Source organism: Liquorilactobacillus vini DSM 20605 (assembly GCF_000255495.1).
Classification (GTDB): Bacteria; Bacillota; Bacilli; order Lactobacillales; family Lactobacillaceae; genus Liquorilactobacillus; species Liquorilactobacillus vini.
The window spans coordinates 1-17,806 of the sequence record NZ_AHYZ01000062.1; the positions used below are offsets into that span (position 1 = coordinate 1).

Annotated in this window: 15 protein-coding genes and 2 pseudogenes; 3 read left to right on the forward strand and 14 right to left on the reverse strand. The window is 40.2% G+C overall.

From position 1 onward, the window contains the following. Window positions 1-199: 199 nt before the first annotated feature. On the reverse strand, window positions 200-784 hold the full coding sequence (locus tag ON15_RS03860) for a DJ-1/PfpI family protein (RefSeq protein WP_010580173.1): 585 nt from the start codon (window positions 782-784) through the stop codon (window positions 200-202). A 453-nt stretch (window positions 785-1,237) separates the two neighbouring features. Then, entirely contained in the window at window positions 1,238-1,702 is a 465-nt protein-coding gene (locus ON15_RS03865) for a GNAT family N-acetyltransferase (RefSeq protein ID WP_010580174.1), read from the reverse strand. A gap of 113 nt (window positions 1,703-1,815) precedes the next feature. On the opposite strand from ON15_RS03865, the gene ON15_RS03870 reads away from it, so the two are divergent. Then, window positions 1,816-3,009 carry a recombinase family protein gene (locus ON15_RS03870; RefSeq protein ID WP_081580158.1) on the forward strand — a complete coding sequence of 398 codons (1,194 nt, stop codon included), beginning with the start codon at window positions 1,816-1,818 and terminating at the stop codon, window positions 3,007-3,009. Continuing rightward, complete coding sequence (locus ON15_RS03875; RefSeq protein WP_010580176.1) at window positions 3,002-3,196, forward strand: phage integrase family site-specific recombinase; 195 nt, start codon at window positions 3,002-3,004, stop codon at window positions 3,194-3,196. Before ON15_RS03870 ends, ON15_RS03875 begins: the two co-directional genes overlap by 8 nt. Window positions 3,197-3,260: 64 nt before the next feature. Here ON15_RS03875 and ltrA read toward each other — a convergent pair whose 3' ends face one another. Further along, on the reverse strand, window positions 3,261-4,643 hold the full coding sequence (ltrA, locus tag ON15_RS03880; RefSeq protein ID WP_010580177.1) for a group II intron reverse transcriptase/maturase: 1,383 nt from the start codon (window positions 4,641-4,643) through the stop codon (window positions 3,261-3,263). Between the two features lie 427 nt (window positions 4,644-5,070). Here ltrA and ON15_RS12190 point away from each other — a divergent pair. Continuing rightward, window positions 5,071-6,486, forward strand: a pseudogene (locus ON15_RS12190) (recombinase family protein). A 24-nt stretch (window positions 6,487-6,510) separates the two neighbouring features. On the opposite strand, the gene ON15_RS11220 reads toward ON15_RS12190, so the two are convergent. The 11 genes and pseudogenes from ON15_RS11220 to gatA all read right to left on the reverse strand — a co-directional run bounded on the left by ON15_RS11220 (window position 6,511) and on the right by gatA (window position 17,803). Beyond that, window positions 6,511-7,203, reverse strand: a complete 693-nt coding sequence (locus ON15_RS11220) for an aspartate/glutamate racemase family protein (protein WP_328285371.1) — start codon at window positions 7,201-7,203, stop codon at window positions 6,511-6,513. A 27-nt stretch (window positions 7,204-7,230) separates the two neighbouring features. Further along, complete coding sequence (locus ON15_RS03905) at window positions 7,231-7,818, reverse strand: uracil-DNA glycosylase family protein (protein WP_010580179.1); 588 nt, start codon at window positions 7,816-7,818, stop codon at window positions 7,231-7,233. An 81-nt stretch (window positions 7,819-7,899) separates the two neighbouring features. After that, entirely contained in the window at window positions 7,900-8,535 is a 636-nt protein-coding gene (locus ON15_RS03910; RefSeq protein WP_010580180.1) for a Crp/Fnr family transcriptional regulator, read from the reverse strand. 19 nt (window positions 8,536-8,554) lie between these two features. Further along, the gene (locus ON15_RS03915; RefSeq protein WP_010580181.1) at window positions 8,555-9,100 is read right to left on the reverse strand and encodes a DNA-binding protein; all 546 of its coding nucleotides are present in this window, start codon (window positions 9,098-9,100) and stop codon (window positions 8,555-8,557) included. Then, the gene (locus ON15_RS03920) at window positions 9,100-9,330 is read right to left on the reverse strand and encodes a heavy-metal-associated domain-containing protein (protein WP_003671691.1); all 231 of its coding nucleotides are present in this window, start codon (window positions 9,328-9,330) and stop codon (window positions 9,100-9,102) included. Before ON15_RS03920 ends, ON15_RS03915 begins: the two co-directional genes overlap by 1 nt. A gap of 25 nt (window positions 9,331-9,355) precedes the next feature. Further along, a pseudogene (locus tag ON15_RS03925) lies at window positions 9,356-11,256 on the reverse strand (heavy metal translocating P-type ATPase). Window positions 11,257-11,479: 223 nt separating this feature from the next. Then, window positions 11,480-12,037 carry a hypothetical protein gene (locus ON15_RS03930; RefSeq protein ID WP_010580183.1) on the reverse strand — a complete coding sequence of 186 codons (558 nt, stop codon included), beginning with the start codon at window positions 12,035-12,037 and terminating at the stop codon, window positions 11,480-11,482. Between the two features lie 338 nt (window positions 12,038-12,375). Beyond that, complete coding sequence (rlmD, locus tag ON15_RS03935) at window positions 12,376-13,749, reverse strand: 23S rRNA (uracil(1939)-C(5))-methyltransferase RlmD (protein ID WP_010580184.1); 1,374 nt, start codon at window positions 13,747-13,749, stop codon at window positions 12,376-12,378. A 73-nt stretch (window positions 13,750-13,822) separates the two neighbouring features. Continuing rightward, complete coding sequence (locus ON15_RS03940) at window positions 13,823-14,869, reverse strand: diacylglycerol kinase (RefSeq protein ID WP_010580185.1); 1,047 nt, start codon at window positions 14,867-14,869, stop codon at window positions 13,823-13,825. 40 nt (window positions 14,870-14,909) lie between these two features. Further along, window positions 14,910-16,340, reverse strand: a complete 1,431-nt coding sequence (gene gatB / locus ON15_RS03945) for an Asp-tRNA(Asn)/Glu-tRNA(Gln) amidotransferase subunit GatB (protein WP_010580186.1) — start codon at window positions 16,338-16,340, stop codon at window positions 14,910-14,912. Next, complete coding sequence (gatA, locus tag ON15_RS03950; protein ID WP_010580187.1) at window positions 16,340-17,803, reverse strand: Asp-tRNA(Asn)/Glu-tRNA(Gln) amidotransferase subunit GatA; 1,464 nt, start codon at window positions 17,801-17,803, stop codon at window positions 16,340-16,342. The genes gatB and gatA overlap by 1 nt, the downstream gene beginning before the upstream one ends. Between the last annotated feature and the right edge of the window lie 3 nt (window positions 17,804-17,806).

Consider the following 17,806-nt stretch of genomic DNA (forward strand, 5'->3'; position numbering starts at 1 on the left):
TACAGCTCTGCTGGTTAAAATTCACTTGAAATTTTTTAGTAATCCTTAACGTCATTTTTTCACTCCTTTTTTAATTGCTCAAGCTTGTCCCTGTCTGTTACCATTTTTTGACTTTAGTCAGCTATTAAAAAAGACAAACAGAAATATTTTCCATATCTCCATTTGCCCGCTTACAAGCCATTAGCAGCAATTAAATAAATTAAAGACTATTTTGAATATTATCAGCTAAATAGTCATAAAGCATTCCATGTTTCAAGTCTTTCGTATCATAGCCTAACGTTTCCGCAATCGCATAGGCAAACGCCCAAGCTGTTGCCGGTCCGCGACTAGTTAAAATCTTATGTTTCTGATCAGTCACGGTAATATCTTCTTTGAAATTGCCAGTTGGTTCATCTTTTCTTGTTTCTGAATCTAAGCCAGGAAAAATTGTATAATCGGCATCAGCTAAAACACCATAGCGAGCTAGAGCCCGGGGTGCGGCACACATGGCTGCATCCCATTGGCCATTTTCATGGCGTTTAACCATTAAATCCCGCAACTTCTGATTATCCCGCAAATTAGCTGAGCCAGTCATGCCACCGGGAAAAGCCACCAAATCATAATCCAGTAAGCTATCATCAACCACTTTATCGCACGTTAGTTTGATTTTATGATCACCCATGACATCCCTGCTGGTCAAACCAACCATGTCTGTTGGAATGCCTAGCCGCCTTAGGACATCAACAACACTCAAGCCTTCAACTTCTTCACAACCATCAGCAAAAACAACTGCTACTTTCGTCATGCATAAACTTCCTTTCTCGTTAAAAATCATGGATTTACTTCAATAACTAGTATGTTTGTTTAATCAACCACTATAACTAAATATCATCTATTAAGCGCAGCTAAAACTCCGCTTACAAATATTTCCAATTAAACAAATTAATTGTTCGATTCATTGGCTATTTTAGCACATTAACTGTTTACTAATCGCAAAAAAGCTTTAAAAAAGGTTGGATAATCATTGCTATTTTTGATCGCAGCCTGTATTTCACCGACCATTTAAAAACACTAGCATCTTTAAAGAAGCAAAAGTTAGTTGCATTTTATCAGTAATCTGCTATACCAACTGGTTTTCTTTCTTTTAACAGCTTGAGCACCCACGTAAAATAAAATTTAACCATCAAGTTAGCTATTTTTCAATTCGATCGCTAAAATTTTGCAAAACACACTCTCAAAAATTAATGTAAACTTTCACCTATTTCCCAATATATTTGATATAAATTTGACAAGGATTCCATTTATCCCACAAAGTTGGAAAACATTCTAACTTTTTATATCCTAAATGTTGGTAAAAACGATTGGTTAAATCATATTCTTGATGGCAACCGAACTTGACTGTTTTGACTTGTGAATAAGTGCATCCCAACTGCTTTGCTTTCGCTTCATAAGCTTTCACTAGTTTTGTTCCGATTCCATTTCGCTGATATTTTTTCTTAACTCCCATCACATAAATCTCTGCGCAGTCTTCGCTAGTTAAATTCAAAACAATGAAACCAGCAAATTCATCATCAACCTGGTAAGCCATAAATGGCCTGTTTTGAGAATTAATAATGTACTCCCTTGTACTTTCAGACAATCCAAACCATTCAGGAAGATCAGCTAGAATTGCTTTAGCAATGAGTCTTTTTTTCTTTTTATCAGTTATTTCTTCAATATTCAACTGTATAAAGCCTCCCAAATAAGGCGGTGACCTTTAATATTTCATGTGCTTGATAAAATATTTTACTGTTTTTTATTTTGATCAAGAAATATCCTCAGCTTCTTAACATCAAGATGATAATTAATGACCATATATATCCAATCCTGATAAAAATATTCTACCAAAAGCTGTCCATAATTGATACTAGCTCCAACTTAGTTATTAAGCCCAGTGAAGCGAAAATTATTAAGCAGATTTTCACCAGCTTCTTACAAGGTCAATCAACTGGACATATTGCCAAGCAGTTAAATACTCAGCAAATTCAAACCCAGCGTGGTCATCATTGGTGGAGTAGTACCATCATTAATATCCTGCGCAATATTAACTATACCGGTGATATGCTATGCCAGAAAACCTACCGCGATGATCAATACCACCGGCATTTTAATCAAGGCGAACTAGCACAGTATTTAATTGAGGACCATCATAAAGGAATAATCAACCATCATGACTTTAATCAAGTCCAAGATCGATTGAAACAAGTCGCACAAGAACGACACATTGAGTCCGGGAATCACAAATACCAGCAACACTACCTATTCACCGGGAAACTCATTTGTGATTATTGCGGTTCTGCGTTCAAACGACAGACGCGGCCAAATAAAACCTGCTGGGCTTGTCAGAAGCATTTGCATTCGGCAAAGCTATGCCCAGTGAGAGCAATTCCCGAGGAATGGATTCAAAACGCCTTTTGCAACATGATGAATAAACTGACCTTCAGTAAAAAGTTCTTAATGTTGCCTTTAGTGCAACAATTAAGGGACAACCTTATCAATGATCCTGCCGGGAAGCTAAGTCAATTTGCCAAGCAGATTAAAGAAAATGATGACAAGGCGGAAACATTAAATAAGCTGTTACAGGCAGGTTTAATTGATCAGTCATTGTATATCAATCAAACCGCTGAACTGGAACAAAGCACCTATCAGATTCAACAGCGAATTAAACAAATTAACAGTAATCACACTGACGATGCCAATAATCTGGAGGACTTTCGCGAACTTCTCCGCTGGTGCCAGCAAGGACAATTACTAACTAGGTTTGATCCCAAACTGTTTCAAACTTATGTCCGGTCAGTTAAGATTCTTAATCAATATGAGATTACCTTTCAGCTAAAATGTGGACTTAATTTGGAAGAACATCTTGCCAAGAAAGCCATGGTTAACGAGCATTTCTATCGAGATATTATTCATCAACGGTTCAATGAACCTATTAAACAGGCTGAATATCTATACAGTACCATTAAAAGTGAGGTGGACCTAATTGGGTAAAGTACATATCATTCCTGCTCATCAGCAACGTGGCAATAGTGTCCACCGTTTACCAGATGAACCACAATCAGAAAAACTACGAGTTGCGGCCTACTGCCGGGTATCAACTGAACTTGATGAACAAGCTAACTCATATGAAACACAAGTTAGTCACTATAAAGAGCTGAATCGAGTAGGAGGTAATTGATTATTTCAATTACCGACCTCTCACACCACCGTACGTACGGTTCCGTATACGGCGGTTCAATAATTTAAGCACTCTGTATTTGCTGGAGTGTCTTGGACAGATTTATTAGTCCAAGACGCTCCAGCTTTTGATTTGTATACGTATAGGTTAGTGTTTTACTATGGGCAGTTCGCCAATATCCCTTGCGGGTATTGGCATTAGTCTTGGCCTGTTCCGGTGTCATTCCTAGCTTAATTAGCTCACGATATCGGGTTTTGATTTTCTTCCACCGTTTCCATATCAACTGTCTAATTCTACTTCGCAACCATTGGTCCAGTTGTTGAATAAACGTCTTCATCTTGCCAATCCCATAGTACTGTAGCCATCCTCGCATTTTCTGTTTAATTTCCTTCATCAACATTAACCAACTAATTCCACGACTTCGCCCAGTCATTATCTTAAGGGCTTGTTTGATTCGCTGTTTCACGACCTTATGCGGTCGTGCATATGCCCCATTACGGTCTACACCGAGCGTAAATCCTAGAAACTTTAGTCGGAGTGGTGAACCAACCGTTGTTTTATGGCGGTTAATTGTTAGTTCCAACTTGTTTTCAAGAAAGATTGTGACATTGCGCAAGACTCGTTCTCCCGCTCGCTTACTTTTGACATAAATATTACAGTCATCGGCATAGCGCACAAATTGGTGGCCCCGCTGGGTCAATAGTTTGTCCAACTCGTTGAGGTAGATATTGGCCAGTAGCGGCGACAGGTTCCCACCTTGTGGTGTTCCCTTCGTCGTTTTTCGAAACATCTCGCCATTCATGACCCCGCTTGTTAGAAAGCGCCGAATTAGGTGGAGTAGCCATGGGTCAGTTACTCGTTGTTTGATGAAGTTCATTAGTAAGTCGTGGTTAACCGTATCAAAGTATGCCTTTAAATCGAGGTCTACCACATAGTGGTAGCCTTGATTGTAGAGTTCGGTGACGCTTTGAATCGCGTCATGCGCACTCCGGCCTGGTCGGAATCCATAGCTATTGTCGGAAAATACTTGTTCGTATATCGGGGAAATCACCTGTACCACAGCTTGTTGGATCATACGATCAACAACTGTAGGCACTCCCAGTTTTCTGGTTGAGCCATCGGGTTTTGGTATCTCTACCCGTCTGACTGGTTGCGGCCGATATGTTCCATTACGTAAACTCTCTAGGAGTTCTTCCCGGTTCTTGTAAATATATTCGGCCAGTTGGTCAACGGTCATGCCGTCAATTCCAGCTGCGCCCTTATTCCTCCGAACACGCTTAAACGCTAGGTTCAGATTACTACTTGCAAGGACCCGGTCTACAAATTGAATGCCATCCTGCGCCGTACTTTCACCGTTAGTAGTACTATGCGCCCCAAGATACTCTTTGTCTTCCAGACTATCCATCCCTTGGCGGTCAGCTTGTTCTGTTTTCTGCAATTTTCGCACTACCAACACCTCCAGTATCAGTGAGAATTATTATTGTTCAGTCCTTCATCTGTCATACGGCAGATTACTATGACCTCGGCTGACTCCTACCGGATTCAGCTAGCCATCACTGACTAGTTTGTTTCCGTACACCTATACCGGCGTCCTTGTTGGGAACTTATCCGCCAGGCCTCCCCGGGTAAGAGTGATAGCTTTCATACCATGCAACCGTTGGCTTTACTGACTTAGACTTCGAGTAGTGTAGGACTTCAGTTTGTGAAGCAACTTCATCCAGTCTAATCAGCCTTGTAGCCACTTCTTGTACATCGGTTCGGTATTTTGTCTTAGGCTTCCTTTAGACTCCGTCTCACGGCGGACGCCCTTGCCTTCAACTCGTGGTTCCGACTACTACGGCCCACAGCGGACTTACACCGCCTAGTTATCACCCATGCCGGGCGCACTTCAAAAAGATCCCAGCTGGGAAATGGCCGGAATCTTTGCCGATGATGGAATCTCAGGAACTAATACCAAGAAACGGGAACAATTTAATAAAATGATTGCCGCTTGTAAAGCTGGTAAGATTGACTTAATTGTTACCAAATCAATTAGTCGGTTTGCGCGGAATACAATTGATTGTCTAAAGTATATCCGGGACTTGAAAGCCATCAATGTGGCAATCTTTTTTGAAAAAGAGAACATTAACACAATGGACGCCAAAGGTGAGGTCCTAATTACCATTATGGCTTCCCTCGCCCAGCAAGAAAGTGAGTCCTTATCCCAAAATGTCAAACTCGGGTTGCAATATCGTTACCAGCAAGGCAAGGTTCTGATTAACCATAATCACTTTTTGGGCTATACCAAGGATAAAGATGGCAATTTAGTGATTGAACCAGAAGAAGCTAAAACGGTTAAACGAATCTTCTATAGCTACCTGCAAGGCATGACGATGAAACAAATTGCCGAATCACTCAAGGTAGATGGTGTCTTAACCGGCGGCAAGGGAACTAATTGGGGATCCAGCGGTGTTAACCGGATTCTAAAAAACTAGAAATATATGGGTAATGCACTCCTCCAGAAAACTTATACCGTTGACTTTTTAACCAAGAAACGAGTTAAGAATAAAGGGATCATGCCCCAATACTATGTTGAAAATGACCATCCAGCGATTATTCCTAAATCGGTCTTCATGCAAGTACAGAATCTAATCCGTCAACGGCGTAACGGCATTACTACCAAAAATGGTCGTCACCGCAGAGTTAACGGCAAATACTGCTTTTCGCAACGGGTCTTTTGCGGAAAATGTGGTGACATCTTCCAGAGAAACATGTGGTATCGGCCAACCAAAGTTGCTGTTTGGCGTTGTGCCAGCCGAATTAGACGTAGCAAGAAAGGTCGACGTTGTATGATCCGTAATATTAAGGAACAGTTATTAAAAGTGGCAACCCTTGATGCCATCAATCAGCTAATCGAAAGCCATGAGCTAGCCGATAAACAAATTAAGGCTAACATCATGAAGATCGTGAAGAATTCCAAAGGGCCAACAATTGAAGAACTTGATAAGCAACTGGAAGATGCACAGTTAAAACTAATTCAAGCTGCTAACCAGCACCAAAACTGTGACGATCTCACTCAAGAGGTCATGGTTCTACGGAAACAAAAGGAAAAGGTGCAGAGCATAGAAACAGAAAATCAAGTTAAACTACACAATATCAACCAGGTCAGCGATTTCGTAGATGAGCACCAGCACGGCATCCAAGAATTCGATCCGCAACTTGTCCGCCGCCTAATCGAAAAAATCACCATCTTTCAACGTTACATGGAGTTCACGTTCAAAGATAGTGAAGTGGTTAAAGTTAAGTTGTAAATATTCAGGATCTGCGGCACTCAGTTATTTTAGCTTTTTTAGAAGTTGATCCACAGCAGCCTTGATTTGAACCTGAGCAATATCAAACACTTGAATGTTATTGAAATCTTCCTGCCCTAAGATTAACGGCAATTCGGTACATCCCAAGACTGCACCATCAAGGTGATCTTTTTGAACCATCTTATTGATAATTATCATTAACTGCTGCTTAGTCTCTTTCTTAACAATCCCGTTTTCGAGTTCGTCTACAATTTTTTGATGAATTATGGATTGATTATTTTCACTGGGACGGCAAACTTCAATTCCGGCCTCTCGAAATGGCTTGATGAAAAAGTCATTTTGCATTGTAAATTTGGTGCCTAGTAAAGCTAATCGTTGAAGGTGCAACTGCTGGGCAGCCGCTACCGCTGTCTCGACAATGCTTAACAATGGCAAATCAGTGCGCGCTTGAATCTGATCAAATAATAGATAGGGCGTATTGCCACACATCAATCCAAAGTCACACCCGGCTTTCAATAAATTATTGGCCGCAGCTCCTACATAACCGGCGACTTTATCATACTGTTGAGCATCAAGCAGACGGAACATGTGATACATATTAATGGATTCGATAGTGATACGAGGCAGCTCTTTATCAGTCCCGATCTGCTCCTGATACCGCTTAATGATTGCCGAATAATAATTCATTGTTGCTTCTGGGCCTATACCACCGATAATGCCTAGTTTCTACATCTGGATCATCCCCTAATTATTTAGAATTATTTGAATTCTTCTTTGCAGGTCTGGAATTACCTGCTCCTCGAACCATGGATTTTTTGCCTCCCAAATTTTATTTCGTGGTGACGGATGAACGATTGGAAAATAGTCTGGCAGGTATTGCTGATAGTTCCTGACAATATCAGTCAACCGATCTTTGTACCTTAGATGAAGGTACCTCCTCGTTGCATAAGCACCCACTAAAATGGTTAGTTGAATGTCATGCATTAACTTTAATAGTTGTGGATGCCATTTTTTAGCAAAGTCCTTGCGCGGTGGAAGATCTCCAGACTTGCCTTTCCCGGGATAATAAAAATCCATTGGTAAAATTGCAATCATTCCAGAATTATAGAAAACGTCTCTCGAAACCCCTAACCAGGTCCGAAGACGATCACCACTAGGATCATCCCAGAATTTCATTTTTTCTTGGGCAATTCGTCCTGGTGCTTGACCAATGATATTTATTCTGGCAGATGAAGAAGCATAGTAAAGTGGCTTGATCCCTTGCTTTGTAAAAGATTCATTATCAGGATCTGCTTGAATTTCTTGAAAAATTTTTTGAAATTCACTTTGCATATAATATGACCCGCCTTTCTCTTATTTTCTAAACTGATATAATGTGTATATTATCAACTAAGCAATAATTGCCTAATTAAACTAATTTTCGAATAATTCAATTCGACGTAATTGACGCTTCAGTTGACCTTGCTTTTTTAATAAAGCAAATTTACGAGACAGGGTCTCAGGTGTTGTTCCAAGGTATAAGGCTAAGTCCTTCATTTTTAAGGGTAAGGTAAAATTGTTTTTACCAATTTCATCTGCATATGTTTGTAAATACTTTAATAACCGGTCTTCAACCTTCGGCAAAGCCAACAAGTGAATTTGTTTTTGCATTTCCGAAACTTTAACAATATTTAGTTCCAATAATCGAATACTTAATTCTGGCTGTTTATGCATCAGCTTCAGTAGATCCTGCCGTTTTAATAAACAAATTTCACTGTGTTCCGTAGCCTCGACGTAATTATTGATATTTTCTTGACCAAAAAGCCAATCCTCACCAATATAATCACCCGTATGCAAGATTTGCAAAACATTCTCATAGCCGTCTTCATCTAAGGTGTACTGCTTAGCGTTACCATCAGCGACAATTACTAAATTATCATTTATCGTTGGATCAATTATTACTTCACCCTTTTGATAGTTTTTATGCTGAACTAATTTTTCGATTTGCATCTTCTCATCCTGAGGTAAAGCATTAAATAGTGGTACTAAGTTAACACATAAATCAGCCATTAAATTCATCGTCCTTTAATTAAAAGTCATCATCGTCGTCTTCGACATACAATCCTTCTTTTAGTTCATGACCTAAGAAGTCTTGAGTTACCCGAATTTGCTCCTTAATCCAAGCCATTAAATTAGTTAAATTAGCAGATAATTCTGGCCAACTTTCATTGTTAGCTAAAGCAATTGCCTTAGTAATGAAGAGCGTTTGCGTATCAAAATCTTTTACCAAGGCAAATAATTGCTTATCATCTGCTAAATATTTACTACTGCCATCTTCTTCTAGCATAGTATATTCCTTAAATTGAGCTGTAATTGTTGGAATACTTTCACCATTATTAACCAATAAGTGATTCAATTGGTCAAATTCCTGACGTTCATAAGCAATCCAACCAGCAGCTTTTTCGGCTAAAAAAAGACTAGCAGATCCTTTAGCAAATAAGTTAGCTTGGTTAATCTTTAAAGAATGGATTAACAAGTTAGAAATAATGTGACCAGTCATGGCAGCTGCAGTTGGCTGATGGTGATCAAGGTCGCTTTGCTTCAATTCCGCCTGGTATTTTTCTTCTGCATTCATCAGTTAAGCTCCTTTTCCTTAATTCCTTGTACTTCATAACCCATTTTTTCAATAGCTGTCTTGACGTCAACAGTTTTAGTCTTATCAGGATCCAACGTAAATTTTAGCTTTCCTGCATTGAATAAAACTTTGATTTGGTCGGTTCCATCCAAACTACCAACCGCCCTTTCAATTTTGCTTAAGCATGAAGGACAGGTCATGCCAGATAATTTCATCATTACTTTTTCCATGATTAAATTCACCTTCCTTATTAATTTACATATCTAATGATACTTTGTTTTGTTGATTATAAACTTGATGATCGTCAATTTTTGTTGAAATTTGATTAATCTCATCCCGTTCAAGATAACAATTAAGATGCTAAATTCATGAATAAACATCCCACTTGCCATTTCAACATAACCCGCAAACAAACCGATGAACAACAATAAGACTGTCAGTAAAGCCATCACGATATTTTCATTCATGTTCAAAATTGTCTTCTTGGATAATCCAAGGGCATAAGCGATCTTTCGCAAGTCATTTTTAACTAAAACTATGTCTGAAACTTCAATGGCAACATCCGCTCCACTACCAACGGCAATTGCAACATTAGCATTAGCTAAGGCCGGACTATCATTGATCCCATCACCAATAAAAGCAATATGGTGTCCCTTAGCTCTTTCTTTTTTAACAAAAGCAGCCTTGTCTTGTGGCAACATTTGACCATGAACTTCATCGATTGGCAACTTCGCCGCAATTCGTTCAGCAGTTTCTTGATTGTCTCCAGAAAGCATCACTAGCTTCTTAACCCCTAATTCTTTTAAGTGGGTTAAAGCATCATTAGCTTCTGGGCGCAATTGGTCTTTAATACCAAAAACAGCTAATTGACTTTGGTCCTCATTGGCAAAAGTGACAATTGAATTACCTAATTGACTCAAATGATCAATTGTTTTACCCAATTTTGCATTGGCACGAGTATTTTCAACAATTAATTTTTGGTTACCTAAATAATATTTTTGATTATTTAAAGTGGCGATGATTCCCTTACCCTTAACAGTTTCCACTTTAATTGAAGCTGGCTTTTGTTTATTTAATTTGGCAATTGCCTGAGCTAAGGGGTGGTTACTTTGACGCTCAATTTGAGCAGCTAATTTAATAATTTCATCTTTGGGCCCATTTAATACCTCAATTGCACTAACTTCTGGATGTCCAACAGTCAAAGTGCCGGTTTTATCAAAAGCAATTTCATCAATCCGGTGAGTTTGATCCATTACTTGCGACCCTTTAAACATAATGCCGCTTTTAGCACCATTACCGATACCAGCAACTGTAGATACTGGTACACCAATAACTAGAGCACCTGGGCAGCCTAGCACCATGACCGTAATAGCTAACTTAAGATCTTTAGTAATTAGGCCCACAGCAATCGCAATTACAAGTACGGCAGGAGTGTAATATTTGGAAAACCGGTTAATTAACTTTTCTGTATGTGACTTTGTATCTTGTGCTTCTTCAACCATTTCAATAATTTTACCGAAAGTCGTATCTTCACCGACTGCGGTAGTTTCGACAGTCAATGTACCGTTTTCAAGGATAGTTCCTGCATATACTTCATTACCGGCTTTTTTATTAACTAATTTAGATTCACCGTTAACACTGGCTTCATTAAGATAACCAGAACCTGAAATAACCTTGCCATCGACTGGAACCTGATCACCAGTTTTAACTAAAATCTTCTCACCAGGATCAATGAAATCGACGTCTTCTTTCTCAGTTGAGCCATCATCTTGAACAACTAACGCAGTCTGTGGTGCCATTTTGGTTAAATCAGCAACGGCTGACCGCGTTTTCTTTAGGGTTAATTCTTCCAGTACATCTCCTAACATGAATAGCCAAGTAACAATGGCTGCTTCATTAAATTTACCAATAATGAAGGCACCGATTACCGCCAGCGATACTAATACATCAATAGAAATTAATTTAACCCTTAAAGATGAAATAGCCGTCAAAGCAATTGGAAGCACTCCGACAATTCCCACGATAAGCATTAAAGCCTGGTATGGTAAATTCATGTGCAATAGCCATTTAGATCCTTCAGCAAGCAACAGCAGAATAGTATTAACAAGCAAAAGCTGCTTTTTGTACCCCATAAAAAATTGTTGTAACTTAATCATTTTTCACCTCTCCCTTTCTTGACACTACACATTATAGGTAAAAAACAATTTAGGTGACTTGACTGTTATCAAGATACTAGTGTCTTTTTATATTTATCTTTTAAGCAAAAAATCACAGTTTTATCGTGTAAATTTCGTTTAATAAAAGAGATAATATACAAAGAAGACTAGAAACCATGCAAAAAGCATAGACTCTGGCTTTCAAATTTCAGTTCTATAAAAATTAATGTGCCAATTTAATCTCTCCAGCAGCAATTGGCAAAGTTGTATGTGCATCATAACTCATAACATTACCGGCAACGCTAGATGGTAATTTAAGATCCGCTGGTACGCCGTGAACATAAACTACTCGTTTATCTAATTGAAGATCCTCACTACCAAATGCTTGCTTAAATTTTGCTTGTAAATCTTTTAATGGGACATCCTTATCATATTCATAATGACCATATTTATCTGCAACCGGGTAGCCATCATGGGGAATGTTCATTTCTTGTGGTACATCATCAAAAGGAACCATCGTTGTCCCAGATACTGCCTTTGTTTCAGGTAAATCAATAAAACCATCATGATTCACGTCCTGCATTAGCGTCGGAACATGAGCTTGTTTCCCATCTGGAAATCCATGGAAATGTTCCCAATATTCAATATTGGCAGGCGTATCAAACATTTCCACATGAATATGAAGGCTATTACCATTTTCACTAAATGTTGCTATTCCATGCGTCTGTGTTTCAATTTTATCCGCATTTATTGGTTTAATTTTTGCAATATAATCAACCATATTTCTCATCCTTCCATTTGACTATTGCAATATAAATCTAGCATAAAAGCATTTTACAAAAATTGATTAGAATCAATAAATTAAATCTTTGATTATAAATATCTTTAATAATTAACATCCATTATCTTATCGTCATGTCAACCATTACTGCTTCTCTCATCAACTTAACCAACTCACCTCCCCAAAACGGACACTTATCTACACAACCTAAAAATCCAGCACGTCGTCCACTCGACCCTCTAGCTCAACAAGCAAAAAGTGTACTAATTCCAATCACCAAAAGAGGAATTAGTACACTTTTCATCTATCAAGAATGCCGGCATACCAGCGTTTACAGGCTATTTATCTGTGCGCTCAAGGACGGTTACGGATTCCACATGATTTGTCTGGGGAAATTGATCAAACGGCTGGATCGGCTGGGCAACCGCGTAACCGTGATCGGCCAAAAAACGCAGATCACGGACCAAAGTTGCTGGATTACAACTGACATAAACGATCCGCTTGGGTGCCAGCTGCAAGGCACTCGCCAAAACCTCTGAATCCAGTCCCTTGCGTGGCGGATCAAAGACCACTACATCTGGTTTAAGATCTTGATCGGCCCATTTTTTCATCCACTCGACGGCCGAACCAACTTGAAATTCCACATTTTTAATCCGGTTTAAGGCCGCATTCTTTTTTGCATCAGCAATTGCTTCCGGAACGATTTCAACCCCTAAAACTCGCTTAGCCTGAAGTGCCAGGTTTAATGAAATTGTTCCGATCCCGCAATATGCATCAATCACTGTTTCTTGACCAGTCAAATGAGCAGCTTCAATGGCGAATTGATAGATTTTTTCAGTCTGCAAAGAATTCACTTGGAAAAATGACTGTGGGGAAATTGCAAAATTGATTCCATTCAGCTGATCAGTGATTTGTTCTTTGCCGGCAAGCAATTTTTCAGTTTTTCCTAGAATAACATTAGTCCGCGCGGGATTAATATTTTGGTAAACGCTGACGACATCTGGGCAATGCTCAATTATTTCCTGGGCAATTTGATTTGCTGCCGGTAATTTACGCGAGCGGGTGACCAAGATCACCATGACCTCACCAGAATAATGACCGCGACGAATGACGATATGACGCAAGATTCCGCTGTGTGCTGGTTCATTATAAGCAGGAATCTCAAATTCGCGTAAAATATCGCGGACGACCATTAAAATCTGATCGATTCTAGGATCCTGAATTAAAAAATCGTGCAAAACAACGAACTGATGACTCCGCTGCTTGAAAAAGCCCGTTTCCAGTTGGCCGTTGACCATTCGAACCGGAATTTGAGCTTTATTGCGATAGTGTAGTGGCTCTGCCATTCCGACCGTCGGGGCAACCGCAATTTGATCTAAATGAACTTTATGCAATAGCTCGCGAAGCTGATTTTGTTTAAACTGAAGTTGGGCTTGATAGGTCAAATGCTGCAGCGGTGCGATCCCCGTTTGCAAATAAGCCAACTTAGAATTAGCTTGGCGCTCTGGACTATCATTGTATCGTTCCACGACTTTAGCGAAGCCGTAATTCTTGCTGACTTTTAAAACATGGGCCAAAATTTTTTCACCTGGCAGGGCATTTTCAATAAACAAGGGATAATGTCCAACCTTGGCTACTCCTCTGCCCTGATAGCTTAAGTCCTCAATCGTTAATTCTAGTTCCTGATTTTTTTGAACTGGAACATTTTTCATACTTCTATCTCACTTTCTTAATTAGTCAAAAAACACCGTGCTCTTAATATCTTGAAGCAACGGTGTTTTTAGCTTATTCTTTATTTGCCGTTTGGTCAGTGATCTTGTTCACAGGGCTTTTCTCCTGCTTGGCAATTCCTTCCATTTCCGCAACAAAATGCTCACGAGCATCCTCTTGTGCATCTTCAATTGGTGAAGTGATTGCAGTTGCTGGAATTTCGTCAATATTAGCTAACATTTCAATATGCTGCTTCAAATTGCGAAAAGCCATTGGAGCATCCCCACCATATTCACCATCAATGTTAATCATCAATTTATCATCAACCGGATGGGCAATTAGCTTCGATGTTTTAACATATAAGATCCGGGGATCATTGATATGCTTGCCGCCATTTAAAACCATTGTGATCAGCTGTAGGATCTCAACTAAATTGCTAGTTTTAACCACGATCAGTGTAAATTTACCATCGTCCAACGAAGCATCTGGAACAATTTGTTCAAAACCACCGACCGAATTTGTTAGCGCCAAGAAAAACATCGAGGCTGTTCCATCAAATTCGCCACCATCATATTGTAAACTCATTTTAATTGGCTTGATTCGCGGTAACAGTTCTGCTCCCTTAACCAAATAGGCTAAATAGCCGAACAAAGATTTATATTCAGATGGTACGCCATAGGTTAATTCGGTCAACAACCCTCCAGCTGCGATATTAACAAAATACTTTTTGCCAGCTTGACCGATATCCATTTTTACGGTTTTACCATTTGCAATCACTTTAGCAGCTTCAATTGGACTTTCCCGCGGAATCCGCAAAGCCCGGGCATAATCATTCGTTGTTCCAGCCGGAATGATTCCCATTTTGGGCCGGTGTTTTAACGGAGCGATCCCATTAACAACCTCATTGATTGTCCCATCTCCGCCAGCCGCGATCACTAAATTAAAACCAGCTCGTGCAACTCTTTTTGCTTCATTTCTAGCTGAGTTAGGCTCGGAAGTAGTTTGGAAAGCACTCGTTTCATAGCCAGCTCTTTCCAGAATATTCAGGATGTTCACTAAATCATACTTCATAGCTTCCCGGCCAGAAGTCGGATTATAAATAATTCGACAGCGTTTTTGCATTCTCAATTACCCCTTTAATCACCCAAACTTATTTTAACGACTATCTGGCCTGCAAACTTGCCAGCAATAACTGATTAACAACTTTTGGATTGGCTTTTCCGTGTGTTTGTTTCATAATCTGACCAACCAAGAAACCAATTGCTCGATCTTTGCCGTTCTTAAAGTCATCAATTGACTTTTGGTTATTGTCTAAAACTTGATCAATGATTGGCTGTAAAACTGCTGGATCAGATAACTGGACCATACCCTTTTGCTCGACCCAAGCTTTTGGTTCCGTATCATTAGTAATGATCTCTTTGAAGACTTTTTTCGCAATCTTCGAAGAAATCGTCTCATTTTCAATCATTTTGATCATTGTTGCCAAATGGGCAGGCGTTAATTTAGTTGCTGGCAAATCGATCTGTTTGGCATTCAAATAAGCGTTAACTTCACCCATCAACCAGTTAGCAGCTAATTTAGGAGCCGCGCCAGCAGCAACAGTTGCTTCAAAGAAATCGGACATTTCCTTGGTCTGTGTCAAAACTCCTGCATCATATTCTGGCAGTTTCCACTCTGAAACATAACGTGCGCGCCGTTTATCCGGCATCTCAGGAATCGATTGACGAACTTCTTCAATCCATTCATCAGATATGTGAACCGGCGGCAGATCCGGTTCTGGGAAATAGCGATAGTCGCTGGCACCTTCCTTGACCCGCATCAAAACTGTTTCACCTGTTGCTTCATCAAAACGCCGCGTTTCCTGCTGAACTTTGCCACCAGCCAGCAAAACCCGCTGTTGCCGTTTCGATTCATAATGAGCTCCCTTACGAACATGTTCAAAAGAGTTTAAGTTCTTCATTTCTGTCTTGGTTCCCAATTTATCTGAACCAATTGGATGCACGGAAACATTAACATCAGCTCGCATTGAGCCTTCTTCCATCTTAACATCAGAAACACCGGTAAACTGTACGATCTGCCGTAATTTCACCAAGTAGGCATAAGCTTCATCGGCCGATGAAATATCTGGTTTTGAAACGATTTCGATCAATGGTGTTCCCTGGCGGTTTAGATCGACATATGAATAGCCGTCCGGACTATGCGTATTTTTACCAGCGTCTTCTTCAACGTGCATTTCCTCGATCCCGATTTTCTTTTTTTTGCCATCGACTTCAATTTCAACCCAGCCATTGCGGCCAATCGGCGTTTCTGATTGGGTGATCTGATAAGCTTTCGGATTATCAGGATAGAAGTAATTTTTTCGATCAAAAAGCATATCACGCGTAATCTCACAATTCAAAGCTAAAGCCGCCCGCATTCCGAATTCAATAATCCCGCGGTTGATTGTTGGCAAAGCACCCGGATACCCCCAGTCAACAACATTGGTATTCGTATTCGGCTCAGCCCCGTATTCAACGGGTGCTGGCGAAAATGCTTTCGAATTGGTTTTTAATTCAACATGGACTTCAAGTCCGATCGTTGCTTCAAAATTCATTAATTCTGGCCTCCAATCGCTGGAACTTGTTTATGAAAATCGGTTGCTTGTTCAAAGGCATAACCAGCGCGATACAAAGTCTGCTCATCAAACTGATTGGCAATCAACTGCAACCCAACCGGCAAACCATTTGAAAAACCGGCTGGCAATGACATCCCTGGCAAACCGGCTAAGTTTACGGGAATTGTCAATATATCATTCATGTACATGGTAACTGGGTCATCAATATCTTCACCGATCCCAAAAGCAGTGGTCGGAGCAGTTGGTCCCAAGATCAGGTCATAGTCCCGGTAAACCTTAGCGAAATCACGGCAAATCAAAGTCCGAACCTGCGCAGCTTTCTTGAAAAAGGCATCATAGGTTCCAGCCGATAATGAGAAAGTTCCTAACATGATGCGCCGTTTAACTTCATCGCCGAACGCTTTGGAACGCGACTTGACATAAACATCTTCCAAATTCTTAACATCCTGTGCCCGATAACCATAACGAATGCCATCAAAGCGTTGCAGATTAGAACTCGCTTCAGATGATGCGATGATGTAATAAACTGGCACACCATATTTACTGTGCGGCAAGCTGACCTCAGCGACTGATGCACCTAATTTTTCAAAGGTGTTGATCGCATTTTGAATTGCTTCTCGAACATCAGCGGCGATCCCTTTACCAAGATATTCTTTCGGGACAGCAATCCGCATCCCCTTGATGTCGCCATCCAAACCAGCGGCAAAATCTGGAACTGACTGCGTTGAACTGGTAGCATCATGTGGATCAACCCCACTGATAGCATTTAAGATCAACGCATTGTCTTTAACCGTTCGCGTCAATGGTCCAATCTGATCCATACTGGAAGCAAAGGCAATCAGGCCAAACCGTGATACTCGACCATATGTTGGCTTGACGCCGACGATACCGTTAAAAGCAGCTGGCTGGCGGATCGAACCGCCTGTATCTGAGCCTAAAGCTCCGATTACTTCACCACTGGCAACAGCAGCAGCCGACCCACCTGATGAACCGCCAGGAACTTTGGTCTGATCCCAAGCATTCTTCGTAATTTTAAAAGCCGAGTTTTCTGTTGAACCGCCCATCGCAAACTCATCAAGATTGGTTTTACCAACAGTAATGACTTGTTTAACAGCTAATTTATCCATGACCGTTGCATTGTAGATTGGCTGAAAGTTTTCTAAGATTTTGCTGGCAGCAGTGGTCCGCAAATCTTTCGTGACAATGTTGTCTTTAATTGCTAAAGGAATTCCTGCCAGAATATTTTCTGGATCGACGCCATTTTGGTCAAGCAAAGCAGCTTGCTCGAGAGCAGTTTGTTCGTTAAGCGTCAAAAAAGCTGCTAGTTTTTGATCACGCTGTTTGATCGTGGCAAAAGTTTCCTTGACCAATTCAGTAACGCTAATTTCTTTTTTTACTAATAATTCATGTAGACTGGTCAGATCTTGCTTAAAGTAATCCATTGC

Coding starts and splice junctions, on each gene's coding strand:
- ON15_RS03860 (WP_010580173.1), bottom strand. CDS start 784: ATGACGAAAGTAGCAGTTGTTTTTGCTGATGGTTGTGAAGAAGTTGAA.
- ON15_RS03870 (WP_081580158.1), top strand. CDS start 1,816: ATGATAATTAATGACCATATATATCCAATCCTGATAAAAATATTCTAC.
- ON15_RS03905 (WP_010580179.1), bottom strand. CDS start 7,818: ATGCAAAGTGAATTTCAAAAAATTTTTCAAGAAATTCAAGCAGATCCT.
- ON15_RS03910 (WP_010580180.1), bottom strand. CDS start 8,535: ATGGCTGATTTATGTGTTAACTTAGTACCACTATTTAATGCTTTACCT.
- ON15_RS03915 (WP_010580181.1), bottom strand. CDS start 9,100: ATGAATGCAGAAGAAAAATACCAGGCGGAATTGAAGCAAAGCGACCTT.
- ON15_RS03920 (WP_003671691.1), bottom strand. CDS start 9,330: ATGGAAAAAGTAATGATGAAATTATCTGGCATGACCTGTCCTTCATGC.
- ON15_RS03930 (WP_010580183.1), bottom strand. CDS start 12,037: ATGGTTGATTATATTGCAAAAATTAAACCAATAAATGCGGATAAAATT.
- rlmD (WP_010580184.1), bottom strand. CDS start 13,749: ATGAAAAATGTTCCAGTTCAAAAAAATCAGGAACTAGAATTAACGATT.
- ON15_RS03940 (WP_010580185.1), bottom strand. CDS start 14,869: ATGCAAAAACGCTGTCGAATTATTTATAATCCGACTTCTGGCCGGGAA.
- gatB (WP_010580186.1), bottom strand. CDS start 16,340: ATGAATTTTGAAGCAACGATCGGACTTGAAGTCCATGTTGAATTAAAA.
- gatA (WP_010580187.1), bottom strand. CDS start 17,803: ATGGATTACTTTAAGCAAGATCTGACCAGTCTACATGAATTATTAGTA.